At 71.2% G+C, this 15942-nt stretch carries 12 protein-coding genes and 1 pseudogene; 6 read left to right on the top strand and 7 right to left on the bottom strand.

Going from position 1 to position 15942, the window contains the following annotated elements:
- Positions 1-16: 16 nt before the first annotated feature.
- The 5 genes and pseudogenes from KHP12_RS25740 to KHP12_RS25720 form a co-directional block, all read right to left on the bottom strand.
- Positions 17-943: an alpha/beta fold hydrolase gene (locus KHP12_RS25740; RefSeq protein WP_037955325.1), complete on the bottom strand. Its 927-nt coding sequence runs from the start codon at positions 941-943 to the stop codon at positions 17-19.
- Positions 940-1401 carry a phage holin family protein gene (locus tag KHP12_RS25735; protein ID WP_037955327.1) on the bottom strand — a complete coding sequence of 154 codons (462 nt, stop codon included), beginning with the start codon at positions 1399-1401 and terminating at the stop codon, positions 940-942. Before KHP12_RS25735 ends, KHP12_RS25740 begins: the two co-directional genes overlap by 4 nt.
- Before the next feature lie 178 nt (positions 1402-1579).
- Positions 1580-2971: a Na+/H+ antiporter NhaA gene (gene nhaA, locus KHP12_RS25730; protein ID WP_086885002.1), complete on the bottom strand. Its 1392-nt coding sequence runs from the start codon at positions 2969-2971 to the stop codon at positions 1580-1582.
- 238 nt (positions 2972-3209) lie between these two features.
- Entirely contained in the window at positions 3210-5171 is a 1962-nt protein-coding gene (acs, locus tag KHP12_RS25725) for an acetate--CoA ligase (protein ID WP_211833832.1), read from the bottom strand.
- 114 nt (positions 5172-5285) lie between these two features.
- Positions 5286-6350: pseudogene (locus KHP12_RS25720) on the bottom strand (carbonic anhydrase); the annotation flags it as partial.
- Between the two features lie 533 nt (positions 6351-6883).
- Here KHP12_RS25720 and KHP12_RS25715 point away from each other — a divergent pair.
- Entirely contained in the window at positions 6884-8242 is a 1359-nt protein-coding gene (locus KHP12_RS25715; protein WP_211833830.1) for a polysaccharide deacetylase family protein, read from the top strand.
- On the opposite strand, the gene KHP12_RS25710 is transcribed toward KHP12_RS25715, so the two are convergent.
- Positions 8223-9227, bottom strand: coding sequence for an ATP-binding protein (locus KHP12_RS25710; protein ID WP_210609488.1), 1005 nt, complete (start codon positions 9225-9227; stop codon positions 8223-8225). The two genes, KHP12_RS25715 and KHP12_RS25710, sit on opposite strands and share 20 nt — an antisense overlap.
- A gap of 102 nt (positions 9228-9329) precedes the next feature.
- Between KHP12_RS25710 and KHP12_RS25705 the strand changes: the two genes are divergently transcribed.
- Positions 9330-10157, top strand: coding sequence for a Fic family protein (locus KHP12_RS25705; RefSeq protein WP_210609486.1), 828 nt, complete (start codon positions 9330-9332; stop codon positions 10155-10157).
- 380 nt (positions 10158-10537) lie between these two features.
- Here KHP12_RS25705 and KHP12_RS25700 read toward each other — a convergent pair whose 3' ends face one another.
- Positions 10538-11374, bottom strand: coding sequence for an HAD family hydrolase (locus KHP12_RS25700; protein ID WP_211833829.1), 837 nt, complete (start codon positions 11372-11374; stop codon positions 10538-10540).
- A 453-nt stretch (positions 11375-11827) separates the two neighbouring features.
- Here KHP12_RS25700 and ssd point away from each other — a divergent pair, with 453 nt between their 5' ends.
- The 4 genes from ssd to KHP12_RS25680 are packed head-to-tail and all read left to right on the top strand — an operon-like array spanning position 11828 to position 15874.
- Entirely contained in the window at positions 11828-12937 is a 1110-nt protein-coding gene (gene ssd, locus KHP12_RS25695) for a septum site-determining protein Ssd (RefSeq protein ID WP_086882149.1), read from the top strand.
- Entirely contained in the window at positions 12934-14100 is a 1167-nt protein-coding gene (locus tag KHP12_RS25690) for a TadA family conjugal transfer-associated ATPase (protein ID WP_086882148.1), read from the top strand. The genes ssd and KHP12_RS25690 overlap by 4 nt, the downstream gene beginning before the upstream one ends.
- The gene (locus tag KHP12_RS25685) at positions 14097-15059 is read left to right on the top strand and encodes a type II secretion system F family protein (protein ID WP_086882147.1); all 963 of its coding nucleotides are present in this window, start codon (positions 14097-14099) and stop codon (positions 15057-15059) included. The genes KHP12_RS25690 and KHP12_RS25685 overlap by 4 nt, the downstream gene beginning before the upstream one ends.
- Positions 15056-15874 carry a type II secretion system F family protein gene (locus KHP12_RS25680; RefSeq protein WP_086882146.1) on the top strand — a complete coding sequence of 273 codons (819 nt, stop codon included), beginning with the start codon at positions 15056-15058 and terminating at the stop codon, positions 15872-15874. The genes KHP12_RS25685 and KHP12_RS25680 overlap by 4 nt, the downstream gene beginning before the upstream one ends.
- Positions 15875-15942: the final 68 nt, after the last annotated feature.

Below are 15942 nucleotides of genomic sequence, written 5' to 3'. Positions count from 1 at the left end.
GTACGTCCGATGACGCTCAGCGGTCGGGTTCGGGGTCCTTCAGCCAGTTGATCAGCTCGGTGGTGAAGGCCCGGGGGTCCTCCTCGTGGGGGAAGTGGCCGAGCCCGTCGAAGAGCCGCCAGCGGTAGGGGGCCTCGACGTACTCCCCGGAGCCCGCCGCGCTGCGGGTGCGCATCACCGGGTCGAGTGAACCGTGCAGATGCAGGGTCGGCACCCGCACCGGCCGCTTCATCCGCCGGTTGAACTGGAAGCCGTCCGGCCGCGCCAGCGACCGCACCATCCAGCGGTACGGCTCGATCGAGCAGTGCGCGGTCGAGGGGATGCACATCGCCCGCCGGTAGACGTCCACCGCCTCGTCCTCGGGCAGCCGCGGTCCGGACCAGTCCCGGAGCAGCCGCCCCACGGCCGCCGCGTCGTCCGCGACCAGCTGGCGCTCGGGCAGCCAGGGCCGCTGGAAACCCCAGATATGGGAGCCGGCGGCGGTCTGCTTGACGTCCGCGACCATCGCCGAACGCCAGCGGCGGGGATGCGGCATCGAGGCCACCGCGAGTCGCCGCACCAGCTTCGGCCGCATCACAGCGGCCGTCCACGCCAGGTATCCGCCCAGGTCATGGCCGACGAGCGCGGCGTCCGGCTCGCCCAGCGAGCGGATCACACCGGTGATGTCGAGGGCGAGGTTGGCCGGGTCGTAGCCCCGCGGCGTACGGTCGCTGCCGCCCACCCCGCGCAGATCCATCGCGACCGCGCGGTAGCCGGCGTCGGCGAGCGCGGGCAGCTGGTGCCGCCAGGTCCACCAGAACTGCGGAAAGCCGTGCAGCAACAGCACCAGCGGGCCGTCACCCAGCTCGGCGATGTGGAAGCGCGCGCCGTTGGCCGCGACATCCCGGTGGGTCCAGGGGCCGTCGAGCCGTACGACCGACGCGGAGGTATCAGGGGCGGTCATGCCGACGAGCGTGTCACATCCCGCGCGGGGCGTCCGCCATTGCTCCCGGCACGCGGATGCGGCTTGACGCTCCCCAGTACGGCAGCCGTCTCCTTGGACGAGGAGATCGACCGCTTCGGCGCCTTGACCTTCTTGAACTTCAGCAGCGCCACCAGACCCAGGATTCCGGCGAACAGCCAGTAGATCCCGCCCACGATCAGGAAGCACCAGGCGAGGCCGAGGCCGGTCCACGAGCGCATCCCGTAGGCGAGGGCGAAACTCAGCACCGGCAGCGAGAACAGCAGCAGCACCCCGGCCACCATCCCCGCGCCGCTGCCGACCGCCGCCTTCTTGGCCCCCACCCGGAGCTCGGCCTTGGCCAGCGCGATCTCGTCGTGCACCAGCGCCGACAGCTCGGTGGTCGCCGTCGCCACCAGCTGGCCGAGGCTGCGGTTGCCGCCGTCGTCGGCTGCGCTCATCGCCATCTCCCTCTGCTCTTGTGCGTCTTACCGCTCGTGTCTTGTGCGTCTTGCGCTCGTGCTGCGCCGTCAGTGCTCGGTATGCCGTGCGCGCTTGTTATGTCGTCAGTGCTTGCTGTGTCTTCTGAAGTGCTTGCTACGTCTTCTGCGCATTTCTGCGGGTGTCAAGCCTCTCAGATCATGCCGGACCATCGTCGCCGGAGTCGTTCGCGGCAGCCACTTCGGCAAGCCGTCGGTGCTCGGCGGCCTTTGCCTCGTGAATGGCGGCCATCCGCAGGTGGTACGCGGGGCTGTCGAGCTCATAGACATCCGGGATGCCGTCCATGTCCTCGTCCCGCTCCTCCTCCTGACACAGCCGCTGGTACGTGGTGTTGCGCAGTTTGAGAAGGATCCCGGCGAACAGGGCGGCGGTCAGCGAGCCGATGAGGACCGCCGCCTTGACCTCCTCGGCGAGCGTGGGATCACCGGAGAAGGCGAGCTCGTCGATGAGGAGGGAGACGGTGAAGCCGATTCCGGCGAGGGCGGCCACGGCGAAGACATCGGCCCAGGCCAGGTCTTCGTTCAGCTCGGCCCTGGTGAAGCGGGCGGCGCACCAGGAGCCGCCGAAGACGCCGACGGCCTTGCCCACGACGAGGCCGAGGACGACGCCGAGGGTCTCCGGGCGGGTGAAGACATCCGCCACGGCGCCGCCGGAGAGCGGCACCCCGGCCGCGAACAGCGCGAACAGCGGCACCGCCACCCCCGCCGACACCGGTCGCACCCGGTGCTCGACGCGCTCGGCGGGGGAACGCTCCTCACCCTCCCGTACGGTGCAGCGCAGCATCAGGCCCATCGCGACGCCGGCGATGGTGGCATGCACACCGCTGGCGTGCATCAGCGCCCAGATCACCACGGCGAGCGGGACATATATCCAGGCTGTCCGGACGCCCTTGCGGTGCAGCAGCCAGAAGAGGGCGAGCGCGGCGACCGACAGGATCAGGGCGATGACGTTGATGTGCTGGGTGAAGAAGATCGCGATGATGAGGATCGCGCCGAGGTCGTCGACGACCGCGAGGGTGAGCAGGAAGGCGCGCAGCGCGGCGGGCAGCGCGGTGCCGATCACGGCGAGGACGGCGAGCGCGAAGGCGATGTCGGTGGCTGTCGGCACGGCCCAGCCCTTGAGGCTGCCACCGCCGCTCGCGCTGACGATGACATAGACGAGCGCGGGCACGGCCATGCCGCAGACGGCGGCGATCACGGGCAGCGCGGCGGCCTTGGGGTCGCGCAGCTCGCCCGCGACCAGCTCGCGCTTGAGCTCGATACCGGCGACGAAGAAGAAGATCGTCAGCAGGCCGTCGGTGGCCCAGGAGGCGACCGAGAGACGCAGATGCAGCGCCTCGGGGCCGAAGGAGAAGTCCCTGATGTCGCCGTAGACGCCGCTGAGCGGGGTGTTGGCGAGGATCAGCGCCACGATGGCGGCCACCAGGAGGATCACACCGCCGACGGTCTCGGTGCGCAGCGCGTCGATGACGAACGTCCGCTCGGGCAGCGACAGGCGTCCGAGGAACTTGCGGCTGGTGGGCGCGGCCACGGGCGGGCCTCCTGGGTGGGTCGAGGTGCGGATACACGTGTGGCGTATGCCGACCAGACTTCCCGGCGCTCCTGTCCATCATCTTGTCGCAATTTTTACGCGGCAGCCACCTGCGGCAGCCACCTGCGGCAGCCGCCCGGCGCCCGCGACCGCTACGGCGGCAGCCGACGCGAGGGGCGCCCCCGCCAGGCGGGAGCGCCCCTCGTACGTCGTGCAGTGCTGACCCCGGGTGGCGCGGTCAGTCCTCGCTGGGGGCGGAGGGCAGCTTGCTCTGGATCAGCTCCATGACGGAGGAGTCGGTGAGCGTGGTGACATCGCCCAGTGCCCGGTTCTCGGCGACATCGCGCAGCAGACGGCGCATGATCTTGCCGGAACGGGTCTTGGGCAGCTCGGCCACCGGCAGGATCTTCTTGGGCTTGGCGATCGGGCCGAGCTGCTTGGCCACATGCGCCCGCAACTCCTCGACCAGGCCCTCGTCCTCGGCCGCGCCGCCGCGCAGGATGACAAACGCGCAGATGGCCTGGGTGGTCTGCGGGTCGGTGGCGCCGACGACCGCCGCCTCGGCGACCTTGGGGTGCGAGACGAGCGCCGACTCGACCTCGGTCGTGGAGATGTTGTGGCCGGAGACCAGCATCACATCGTCGACCCGGCCGAGCAGCCAGATGTCGCCGTCGTCGTCCTTCTTGGCGCCGTCGCCCGCGAAGTAGCGCTTGTCGAAGCGGGACCAGTAGGTGTCCAGGTAGCGCTGGTCATCGCCCCAGATGGTGCGGAGCATGGACGGCCACGGCTCGGTGAGCACCAGATAGCCGCCATGGCCGTTCGGCACCTCATTGGCCTCGTCGTCCACGACGGTGGCGGCGATGCCCGGCAGCGCGACCTGGGCCGAACCGGGCTTGGTGGCGGTGACGCCCGGCAGCGGGCTGATCATGATGCCGCCGGTCTCGGTCTGCCACCAGGTGTCGACGACGGGAGTGGTGTCCGCGCCGATGTGCTTGCGGTACCAGACCCATGCCTCGGGGTTGATGGGCTCGCCGACCGAGCCGAGGATCCGCAGCGAGGAGAGGTCGAACTTGGCCGGGATGTCGTCGCCCCACTTCATGCAGGCGCGGATCGCGGTCGGGGCGGTGTAGAGGATGGTGACCCCGTACTTCTGGACGATCTCCCACCAGCGGCCCTGGTGCGGGGTGTCCGGGGTGCCTTCGTAGAGCACCTCGGTGGCGCCGTTGGAGAGCGGGCCGTAGACGATGTACGAGTGGCCGGTGACCCAGCCGACGTCCGCCGTGCACCAGAAGACATCGGTCTCCGGCTTGAGGTCGAAGACGGCGTGGTGGGTGTAGGAGACCTGGGTGAGGTAGCCGCCGGAGGTGTGCAGGATGCCCTTCGGCTTACCGGTCGTGCCCGAGGTGTAGAGGATGAACAGCGGGTGCTCGGCGTCGAACGCCTCGGGGGTGTGCTGCTCCGGCTGGCGCTCCACGATCTCGTGCCACCAGACGTCGCGGCCCTCGCTCCAGTCCACCTCCTGGCCGGTGCGGCGGACGACCAGCACATTGCGCACGTTCTCGGTGCCGGGCCGGGTGAGCGCCTCGTCGACGGCGGGCTTGAGCGCGGACGGCTTGCCGCGGCGGTAGCCGCCGTCGGCGGTGATGATGACCCGGGCGTCGGCGTCCTGGATACGGGTGGCGAGAGCGTCGGCCGAGAAGCCGCCGAAGACCACCGAATGCGGGGCACCGATGCGGGCGCACGCCAGCATCGCGACCACGGTCTCCGGGATCATCGGCATGTAGATGGCGACCCGGTCGCCCGACTGGACCCCCAACTCGGTGAGTGCGTGGGCCGCTTGGGAGACCTCCCGCAGCAGTTCGGCGTAGGTGAGGGAGCGGGTGTCACCGGGCTCGCCCTCGAAGTGGAGCGCCACCCGGTCGCCCAGGCCGTTCTCGACATGCCGGTCGACGCAGTTGTACGCCACATTGAGCTTGCCGTCGGCGAACCACTTCGCGAAGGGCGGGTTCGACCAGTCGAGTGTCTCGGTCGGCGGGGTCGCCCAGGACAGCCGACGGGCCTGATCGGCCCAGAAGCCCAGGCGGTCCACCTTCGCCCGCTCATACGCCTCGGCTGTGACATTGGCGTTCGCGGTCAGCTCGGCGGGCGGCGCGAAGCGACGCTCCTCCCGAAGAAGGTTGGCCAGGCTCTCGTTACTCACGACATCTCCCATTCCCAGGGTGTCCGTTGTGTCCCAGGCCATAGCTCATCAGCCAACGGCACACCCTGACAAGGGCTGTCGCCGAAAATTGGTTTAGACCTGTCGTCGCGTATGTCACCGTCCCAGCTCCAGGGCACTCTGGGTGGGGTCGCCGCCCCGCTCCGCCACGCCGGAATGGCCGCTTCCAAGCCGGGTGGGTGCCGCCGTGGTGGCGAGGCAGACGGGCATCGGCGCGCCATGGTCCGGGCGGACGGGCAGAAACCTCCCCGTACCCGTGTCCAGGACATACGCCTGGGCCTCCGCCACCTGGAAATACATGCCGTGCAGCGCCAGCCCGCCCTCCGCCACTCGCCGTGCCACACAGCCGTGCTCCATCAGATGGCCGAGCTGCTGTCTCACATTGACCAGCGCCAGCCGCTCCGTGTCGTCGGCGATCGCCCGGCTCGACAGGGCGACCTCGCCGCGCCCCAGTCGACCGATCCGCTCCATCCGCGCCAGTGCTGGTCTGCCGTGGCGCAGCCAGCGCTCCAGCGGCGTCCGGCCCCCGTTGGAGGATGCCTCGGGCCCGTTGGAGGGTGCCCCAGGCCCGCCGGAGGATGACTCGGGCCCGCCGGATGGCTCGGCTGCGCCGGGGGAGGTCCCGGTCTGGGGCGGTGTGCGGAGCTGCGCCGATGAGTCGAGCAGCGCCTGCATCGCACCGCATCCGGAGTGGCCGCACACCGTGATGCTGCTGATCTTCAGCACCTCCACCGCGTACTCGATCGCCGCCCCCACCGAGGCGCAGGAGTCATCGGCGCCCGGTGGTGGCACCAGATTCCCGACATTGCGCACGGTGAACAGATCGCCGGGGCCGCTTGAGGTGATCATGCTGGTCACCAGGCGGGAGTCGGCGCAGGTGAGGAACAGCTGGCTGGGCCGCTGCCCCTCCCGCGCCAGCCGGGCCAGCTCATCGCGGACCAGCGGTGCCGTATGGCGCTGGAACGCGCTCACCCCGCCGAGCAACTGTCCGCCCGCGTCCCCGCCGGCGGCGACGCTCGCCCCGACGCCCGCGGCAGCCGTGGCCGGGCGGGTGCAGTGGTGATCACGCCAAGGCGTCCACGGCCGGCAGGCCCGGGCGCCGTCCGCCTCCGCGACCCGTCGCGCCGCCCGTCCATCGGCCGCCGCCCGTCCGGAGCGCGCCACCCGCCGGGAGCCCGAAGGCCGCCGGGAGCCCGAGGGTCGGAGGAGCACCGCAAGGAGGACGACCGCGAGGGCCGCGGCGGCGGCCATGAGTCCGGCCCGGAGCGAGGCACCGCGGGCCGACGCGATGCCCAGCGAGACGGAGACGATACCCAGCGAGAGAGGAGCGGCGAATCGGAAGAGGGCGGCCGAGGCGGAGAGATCTCCGTGTCTGAGGCGGGAGACCCGGTGGATTCGGTCCAAGAGCTTCAACATTCCCGTCTCCTCCGGGGCTTCGGTCGCGGATGGGCGCGCGGCCGTGGGTCACGGCGTACTGCGGTACTGACTTCCAAGCGTTGGTAAATGGATCGTAATGCCGAGTAAAGTCGCTGGGAAGTCTTTTGGGAGAGAGTGGGCTGGTATTCCCCCTACGGGGTGAATAGTCATTCAAAACGCCTTGTCATCCACTGTCTTTTTCTCCGTTCATGCGAGTTTTGCTCCTATCCGGCCGGATCTCCCGGGTCAGGGCGAGACACGAGGAACGAGGTGGCGGTATGAGAGGCAGAGGAGGCGGAAGGGTCAGAAGACACGTCACCGCACTTCTGGCCGCGGCGGTGGCGCTCTCCGTGCCGGTCGGCTGCTCGGAAGACTCCCCTCAGACTCATGGACCGGGCGGCACCGCGGGCTCGGACCACGACAGGGACAGCCCGCAGAAGGGGCCGGGGGCGCCCATCCATCCGGACAAGGCTCCGAAGGTGATCCGGCTCATCGGCGACGGATCGACCTCCGACACCGGCCCCCAGCCCCATCAGCCGAAGGCCGAGCCGCTCGAACCGGGCGAGAAGCCACCGCAGTTCGTCGTCTTCTCCTGGGACGGCGCCGGCCAGGACAAGCAGAAGCTGTTTTCCCACTTCCGTGCGGTCGGCAAGAAGTACGGCGCGACGATGACGTACTTCCTCAGCGGGGTGTACCTGCTGCCCGCGGAGAAGCGGTACCTCTACGATCCGCCTGAGCATCGGCGCGGCGCCTCGTCGATCGGCTTCAACGACGTCGAAGGCATCAGGGCCACGGTGGAGCAGCTCCGCGGCGCCTGGCTGGACGGCAATGAGATCGGCACCCACTTCAACGGCCACTTTTGCGGACGCCGCCACGGAGCCGGCACCTGGTCGGCGCGCCAGTGGACCAGCGAGATCGAGCAGGCCGAGTCGTTCGTCAAGAACTGGAGGACCAACGCGGGTCTGAAGCACGAGAAGCCGCTCCCCTTCGACTACGACAAGGAGCTCGTCGGCGGTCGCGCACCCTGTCTCCAGGGGCAGAAGAACCTGATCCGGGCGGCCGCGAAGCTGGGCTGGCGCTATGACGCGAGCTCACCCGGCGGTCTTCAGATCTGGCCCCGCAAGATCCACGGCATCTGGGACTTCCCGCTACAGCAGATCCCGGTACCGGGCCGCGCGTTCGAGACGCTCTCCGTGGACTACAACTTCCTCGCCAACAAGCCGCGCAAGAAGAAGGGCAAGCGACCCAAGCGCTCCACCTGGGGCCGGCCGATGCGCGACGGCATGCTGGCCGCCTTCGACCGGGCGTACAAGGGCAACCGGGCGCCGCTGTTCATCGGCAATCACTTCGAGTCCTGGAACGGCGGAACGTATATGCGCGCTGTGGAGGACGTCATCAAGAAGGTCTGCCCGCGCAAGGGGGTGCGCTGCGTCTCCTTCAGGCAGCTGGGCGACTGGCTGGACGCGCAGAACCCCCGCGTCCTGGAGAAGCTGCGGGTGCTGGACGTCGGGGTGCGGCCGCCGGGTGGCTGGAAGGGCTACCTGGCCGCCGAGCCGGGGCGGACGTCCGATCGCGAAACGGCGCACGAGCGGACGTCCGGGCACCACACGCGGACGGCTAAGCGGGAGCGGGAGTAGCCGTCGAGCTCTCCTCCGGCGCGAACTCCCGCAGCCCGAAGGCGGGGTCGACCTGGGCGGCAAGGTCGGCGCCCGTCTTCTCGTTCCCCCAGCTCTGTGCGTTCTTGAGATGGAAGTGCACCATCTGGCGGGTGTACCGCTGCCAGTCGCGCCGCTCGTACGAGGCGTCCACCGCGCCCTGGAGTGTCCGCAGCGCCTCGCGGTTCGGTTCCTCCAGCTCCGCGAACCGGGGCGCACGGCCCTTCTCCATCGCCCGGACCCACTCGGAGTGGCCGAACGCGACCAGCAGGTCATCGCCCACCTCCGCACGGAGGAAGTCCAGGTCGTCCGGGCCCTGCACCTTGTTGCCGACCACCCGGAGCGCCACATCGAAGTCGCGGGCGTACTCCTTGTACTGGCGGTAGACGGAGACGCCCTTACGCGTGGGCTCGGCCACCAGGAACGTCATGTCGAAGCGGGTGAAGAGGCCGGAGGCGAAGGAGTCGCTGCCCGCCGTCATGTCGACGACGATGAACTCGCCGCGCCCGTCGACCAGATGGTTCAGACACAGCTCGATCGCGCCGACCTTGGAGTGGTAGCAGGCGACACCGAGGTCGGATTCGGTGAAGGGGCCGGTCGCCATCAGCCGCACCGAACCGTCGTCGAGCGGCAGGGTGCGGGCGCATGCCTGGTAGACGGGGTTGTCCTCACCGATCCGCAGCAGCCTCGAGCCCTCGCCCGGCGGGGTGGTCTTGATCATGGTCTCGGCGGAGGCGATCCGGGGGTTCGTACCGCGCAAGTAGTCCTTGATCAGCGGGAGATGGGCACCCATCGCGGGCAGGGCGGCGGCCTCCGCCTCGTCGAGTCCGAGTGCCACACCCAGATGCTGATTGATATCGGCGTCGACGGCGACGACGGGGGCGTGGGTGGCGGCGAGATGGCGGATGAACAGCGACGACAGCGTGGTCTTGCCGCTTCCACCCTTGCCTACGAAAGCGATCTTCATGTTCACCTAGCGTAGGTGAGTGATCCCGGACCATGAGGGATTTACGTGAAGAACACCACTCCAACGAGGGGCACCCGCTGCGAGGTGCGTAGTGTCGTACTCATGAGTACGTCAGCTGATCCGCTCGCCACCCTGGCCGCGCTGCCCGGTGTGGCCGAGTCCGTGAACGCCGTACGGACCGCCGTGGACCGGGTCTATGGGCACCGGGTGATGCGCCGCCGCAGCAATGAGGTCACCTCCGAGGCGGCGTTGCGCGGGGCGCGGGGTTCCGCCGCGCTGGCCGGTGCGGACTGGGCGCTGGAAGAGGTGCGCCGCCGCACCGACTTCGGGGCCGAGGGCGAGCCGCGCACGGTGGGGGCGGCGCTGCGGCTGACCGCCGAGGCGGGGCAGCTGCTGAGCATCTGGCGGCAGTCGCCGCTGCGGGTGCTGGCCCGGCTGCATCTGGTCGCGGCGGGCGGGGCGGAGGGCGACGAGAGGATCGGGCGCCCCCGGCAGTCGGGTGAGCCGGTGGACGAGCCGCTGATCGGGTCGGATCTGCCGCTGCCGGACGCGGACGAGGTGGCGGGGCGGCTCGACGGGCTGGCCGGGCTGCTGCTCGCGGGCAGCGAGGCTCCGGCGCTGGTGACGGCGGCGGTGGTGCACGGCGAACTGCTCGCCCTGCGGCCCTTCGTCTCCCGCAATGGTCTGGTGGCGCGGGCGGCCGAGCGGGTCGTGCTGGTCGGCAGCGGTCTCGATCCGAAGTCCATCTGCCCGGCCGAGGTGGGGTACGCGGAGCTGGGCGCCGCGCCGTACATGGCGGCGTTGGAGGGCTATGCGTCCGGGACGCCGGAGGGGATGGCGGTGTGGATCGCGCACTGCGGACGGGCGGTTGAGCTCGGGGTGCGGGAGTCCACAGCGGTCTGCGAGGCGCTCCAGCGCGGGGCGGCCTGACGCGGACAGGTGTGGCCTGACGTCGGAGAGGCGTGGACTGAGGCGGGGCGGGTGCGGGCTGACGTCGGACAAGGTGGGTGGGCCCGGACAAGAGTTGCGGCGGCACCACGTGGGCACCGCCGCTGGCACAGCTGCCGGGTTACCATGCGTGCAATCTCATTCGCCCATCAGGTCGGGAACTTCTGCCCGTCACCTGGTGCGGCTGGCCCGTAATCGACGGGTCGACGTCGCGTGGGTGCTCAACATCTGTGCTCGGTCCGTGGGGCCTTGGCGTCTGGGGGTTTCCTCCCGGATACCCCTGGTCTCGCGGGCCGTCGATTCCTTTGTACTCCTGCGAGAGGCCAATCGGAACCCCTCACCGCAGATCTTTGCCGTTACCCCTAAATGCGGGCATAAAGGGCGCGGCGCCGATTGGTGTACCACAGCAGTCCGGCGGTGGCGGCGGCCGCGCCGACGGCCGCCGCCACGGCGAGAACCGGGCGCGGTGGCATGGAGAGTGAGGAACTGCTCTCCTTCAGCCGCACCGGGCGGTTGAAGGAGAGCACCGGCCAGCCGCGCGCCGCCGCCTCGCGCCGCAGCGCCCGGTCCGGGTTGACCGTATGGGGGTGGCCGACCGCCTCCAGCATCGGGAGATCGGTCACCGAATCGCTGTAGGCGTAACAGCGCGACAAGTCGTAGCCCTCCGACTCCGCCAACTCGGCGATCGCCTCCGCCTTGGTCGGGCCATAGGCGTAGTACTCGACCTCTCCGGTGAACACGCCGCCCTCGACCACCATGCGGGTGGCCACCACGCGGTCCGCGCCCAGAAGCTCGCCGATCGGCTCGACCACCTCCGCCCCGGAGGTGCTGACGATCACCACATCGCGGCCGGCGGTGTGATGCTCGTCGATGAGCGAGGCGGCCTCGTCGTAGATGATGGGGTCGATGAGGTCGTGCAGGGTCTCCGCGACGATCTCCTTGACCTGCTGGACATTCCATCCTCGGCAGAGCGCGGAGAGGTACTTGCGCATCCGCTCCATCTGCTCGTGATCGGCGCGGCCGGCGAGGAAGACAAACTGTGTATAGGCAGTACGTAGTGCGGCCCGGCGGTTGATCAGCCCACCCCGGTAGAAGGACTTGCTGAAGGTGAGAGTGCTTGACTTCGCAATGACCGTCTTGTCCAGGTCAAAGAAGGCAGCTGTCCGAGGCAAGGAGTGGTTTTCCACGACGCCGAGCATAGGGCCCACCATTCGGCGTAAGCTGAGGCGCGTGGGTTTGCCTGAGAAGGCTCTCGGGTACACCATGGAAGTCACGGATCGTTCGCGACCGTGCTAACCCGGCCCGACTCCTCCCCCCCCGAGTCGGCCGTGGGGACGACCCCCGCTCTCCCCCCCGGCGGGGGTCGTCGCATGTCCGGACGCATTTTCGGCGTTCTCATGAGATCTTGCTCCCCTCCCTCGGGTCCCTGCGGCCCCGCCTCTCCACAGCTTGAGCGGTAACCGTACGTAATCGCTAGGCTGCTCTCCGGAAGTCACTGGTTTAGGTGACTGGGATATTCACAACTGATGAGTTGTCCACGGTTTTGGACCAAGATCCCCAAGATTTTCTGGATCGCAGCACGGTGATTCTCCGCGCTGCTCGCACTCGCCGTTCGCGGGAGTGAGAGCGCGTAACGGATATGGGAGGGGATCGTGACTGCATCCATCACACCGGAACGCCCTTCGGCGACCGAAGGACAGCGAAGCAGACCGCTCATCGTCACCGAGGACGAGGCGCTTCTCGACGATCTGCTGCGGTTGTGCGCGGCGGCCGGAGCGGAACCGGAAGTGGCGCATGGCGCGCTCACTCGCCGGGGCAGCTGGGAGGCCGCACCGCTGATTCTGGTCGGTGACGACTCGGCCGCCCGGCTGTCCGACCGAGCCCGCAGACAAGGGGTGCTGCTCATCGGGCGCGATCTGGACGACCACGGCATCTGGCGGCGGGCGGTGGCGCTCGGCGCCGACAATGTGGCGTTCCTGCCCGACGCCGAGACCTGGCTGGTGGACCGGATCGCCGATGTTGCCGAAGGCGTGGGGCGGCAGGCCCTGACCGTCGGGGTGATCGGCGGCCGCGGCGGCGCGGGCGCCTCCACCCTCGCCTGCGCCCTGGCGGTCACCGCGGCCCGCTCCGGTCGGCGCACCATGCTGATCGATGCCGATCCGCTGGGCGGCGGGCTCGATGTGCTGCTCGGCGGCGAGGGCGCGCAGGGGCTGAGATGGCCCGCCTTCGCCGAATCGCGGGGGCGGGTCGCCGGAAGCGCCCTGGAGGAGTCGCTGCCGGAGCTGCACGCGCTGCGAGTGCTCAGCTGGGACCGCGGCGATTCGGTCGTCATCCCGCCGTCCGCGATGCGGGCGGTGCTGGCCGCGGCCCGACGGCGCGGCGGGGTCGTGGTGGTGGATCTGCCGCGCCGCGTCGACGACGCGGCGGCCGAAGCGCTGTCCCAGATCGACCTCGGGCTGCTGGTCGTCCCGGCGGAGCTGCGAGCGGTCGCGGCCGCCCACCGGGTGGCGTCCACGGTGGGCATGGTGCTGAGGGATCTGCGCGCGGTGGTACGGGGCCCGTGCGGGCCGGAGCTCGGCGACGAGGAGATCGCGGAGCTGCTCGGGCTGCCGCTGGCCGGTCAGCTGCCACCGGAGCCGGGTCTGGCGGATGCGTTCGAGGGCGGGGAGCCCCCGGGCGGCAGCCCCCGCGGCCCGCTCGGCCGGTTCTGCGCCGAGTTCTGGGCGCGTGCCCTCGCCGACGAGGGAGGTGCCACCGCATGAGCACCGTATCGCCGGATCTGCTGGACGCGGTGCGGCTGCGGCTGGCCGGGAGCGGAGCGGAGCCCACGCCCGCGCGGGTGGCGTCTGCCCTGCGCGAGGAGGGTCGGCTGCTCGGCGACACCGAGGTGCTCGGGGTTGTGGAGGCGCTGCGCTCGGAGCTGGTCGGCTCCGGCCCCCTGGAGCCGCTGCTGGCCGCCCGCGATGTCACGGACGTCCTGGTCACAGCCCCCGACGAGGTGTGGGTGGACCGCGGCTCGGGGCTGGAGCGCACGGCCGTCACCTTCGTGGACGCGGCCGCCGTGCGCAGACTCGCGCAGCGGCTCGCCGCGGTGGCCGGGCGGCGGCTGGACGACGCCCGGCCATGGGTGGACGCCCGGCTGCCGGACGGGACCCGGCTGCATGCGGTGCTCCCTCCGGTCGCAGTCGGCTCGACCTGCCTCTCGCTGCGGGTGGTGCGCCCCCGGGCGTTCTCCCTCGCGGAGCTGGAAGCGGCCGGGACGGTGCCGCCGGACGGCGTGCGGCTGCTGCGGGCCATGCTGGACGCCCGGCTGTCCTACCTGATCAGCGGCGGCACGGGCTCGGGCAAGACAACGCTGCTGAGCACCCTGCTCGGGCTGGTCGGGCCGCGGGAGCGGATCGTCCTCGCCGAGGATTCGGCCGAGCTGCGGCCCGACCATCCGCATGTGGTCCGGCTGGAGACCCGCCCCGCCAACCAGGAGGGCCGGGGTCAGGTCACCCTGCGGGACCTGGTGCGGCAAGCCCTGCGCATGCGTCCCGACCGGCTGGTGGTCGGCGAGGTGAGAGGCGCCGAGGTCACCGACCTCCTGGGGGCCCTGAACACCGGCCATGAGGGCGGCTGTGGCACTGTCCACGCCAATACGGCGGCCGACGTGCCCGCGCGGCTGGAGGCGCTCGGTTCGACCGCCGGCCTGGACCGGGCCGCGCTGCACAGCCAGTTGGCGGCGGCGCTGTCGGTCGTGGTCCATCTGGTGCGCGACCGCGCCGGGCGGCGCAGGATCGCCGAACTGCATGTGCTGGACCGGGACCGGGCGGGCCTCGTCACGACCGTCCCCGCGGCCGTCTGGGGCCCCGAGGGCTTCGAGCGGGCGGCGGGCTGGCAGCGGCTCCAGCGGCTGTGCGCACGGGGCGGAGGCGCGGCATGACGGGCGCGGGAGCGGACCCGGGGGCGCTGACGCTCTGCGCCGTGACGCTGTGCGTGGGGGCGGCCTTATGGCTGCTCACCGGGCGGGACCGGGAGCTGCGCCGGGCCAGGCTGCTGTTGGCCGGCGGCGGACCCGTCGAGCCCGCGGGAGCCGACCCGGTGCGGCCGCTGTCCGAGACCGCCGTCTGGCTGCGGGAGCGCTGGCGGGTCAAGTACGGCGGGCGGATGGGGCGTGAGCTGCTGTGCCTGCCGGTCGGATGTGTGATCGCGCTGCTGGGCGCGTCCCTCCTGCCGCTGCTCGGGGCGGTGCTGGCCACTCCGGTCGTCGGCCGCTGGCTGCGGTCCCGGCGGTGCGAGCGGGACCGTGTGCGCCGCGCCGCCGGGGTGATCCAGCTCTGTGCCACCGTGGCGGGCGAGTTGCGGGCCGGGCGGCATCCCGGTGAGGCGCTGCTGGCGGTGGACCCTGGTCATCTGAGGGAGCGTTGGGGGCTGGTGACGGCCGCGGCGCGGTTCGGCGGGGATGTGCCGGACGCCCTGCGGAGAGTCGCCCGGTTGCCGGGCGCCGAGGGGCTGATCGGGGTCGCCGCCTGCTGGCAGGTGGCGGTCGACGAGGGCGCGGGGCTGGCGGCGGGTCTCGATCGGGTGGCGGCGGCGCTGCGTGCCGAGCGGGACCAGCGGGAGAGCCTGGACGCCAAGCTGGCGGGAGCCAAGGCCACCGCCCTCGGGCTGGCCGTGCTGCCCATGGTCGGGCTGGTGCTGGGCGGCCTGATGGGCTCCGATCCGCTGCATGTGCTGCTGCACACCCCGGCCGGGCTGAGCTGTCTGCTGCTGGGCGGCCTGCTGGAGTGGGCGGGCCTGGTCTGGACCGGTCGGATGGTGCGGGCGGCGCGTGAGCCGGGGCGGCGGCGAGGGGATCCGCACCTGCGCCGAGGTCCAGTGGATCGCCGGGGTGGCCGATGAGCGCCGAGGTTGTCCACAGCCTGGGGATTTCGCTGTCCTTCCTGGCGGCGGCCCTGTGCACGGTGATGGCGATGGTCGAGGCCCGTCGGGAGCGATGCGCCCGACGACGGCTGATGGCGCTGCTTCCGGGTGCGGAGCACGGGCGGCCGCAGAAGGCCCGGCCGTGGCGGCGGTGGCGCGCCGGGGCCGGCGCGGGCGCTCTGCCCGCCTGGGCCGCGCCGGGCGGCGCGCTGACGATCGCCGTCGTCCTCGTCGGAGGGCCGCCGGGGTGGGTGCTGGGTCTCGCCGCGGCCTGCGGCCTCTGGCGGTGGCAGCGGCACCGCCGGGCCACGGCCGGGCGGTCCGGCTCTGACCGGCACCTCGAGGCCCTCGCCGCGCGTCAGATCCCGCTGGCCGCCGATCTGCTGACGGCCTGCCTGGCGGCCGGAGCGGGCCCGCGGAGGGCGGCGGAGGCGGTGGGAGGCTCGCTCGGCGGCCCGGTCGGTGAGCGGCTCGCCCAGACCGCGGCGGAGCTGCGGCTGGGCGGCGAACCGGCCCACGCGTGGGGGCGTGTCAGCGCCCTGCCCGGAGCACAGGGGCTGGCGCGCGCTCTGGAGCGCGCCGGGACAACGGGCGCTCCGGCGGTGGAGCAGGTATCCCGGCTGGCGGCCGAATGCCGGGCCGAGCAGGGGCGGGAGGCGATGCGCAGGGCCGACCGCACCGGTGTGCTGGTCAACGCGCCGCTCGCGGGCTGCTTCCTCCCCGCGTTCCTGCTGGTCGGTCTGGCCCCGGTGATGATCGGGCTGGCCCGCGGCCTGATGGGCGACGGCCCCTGAGCACGGGCGGGGACCCCGACAGCCGCTCGAGCGGCAGCTGCACGACAACAGCACGACGAACGACAACA

The organism is Streptomyces asiaticus (assembly GCF_018138715.1).
Lineage (GTDB): Bacteria > Actinomycetota > Actinomycetes > Streptomycetales > Streptomycetaceae > Streptomyces > Streptomyces asiaticus.
Note: the sequence above shows the minus strand (reverse complement) of the source record. Positions and strands in the feature narration are given on the sequence as shown.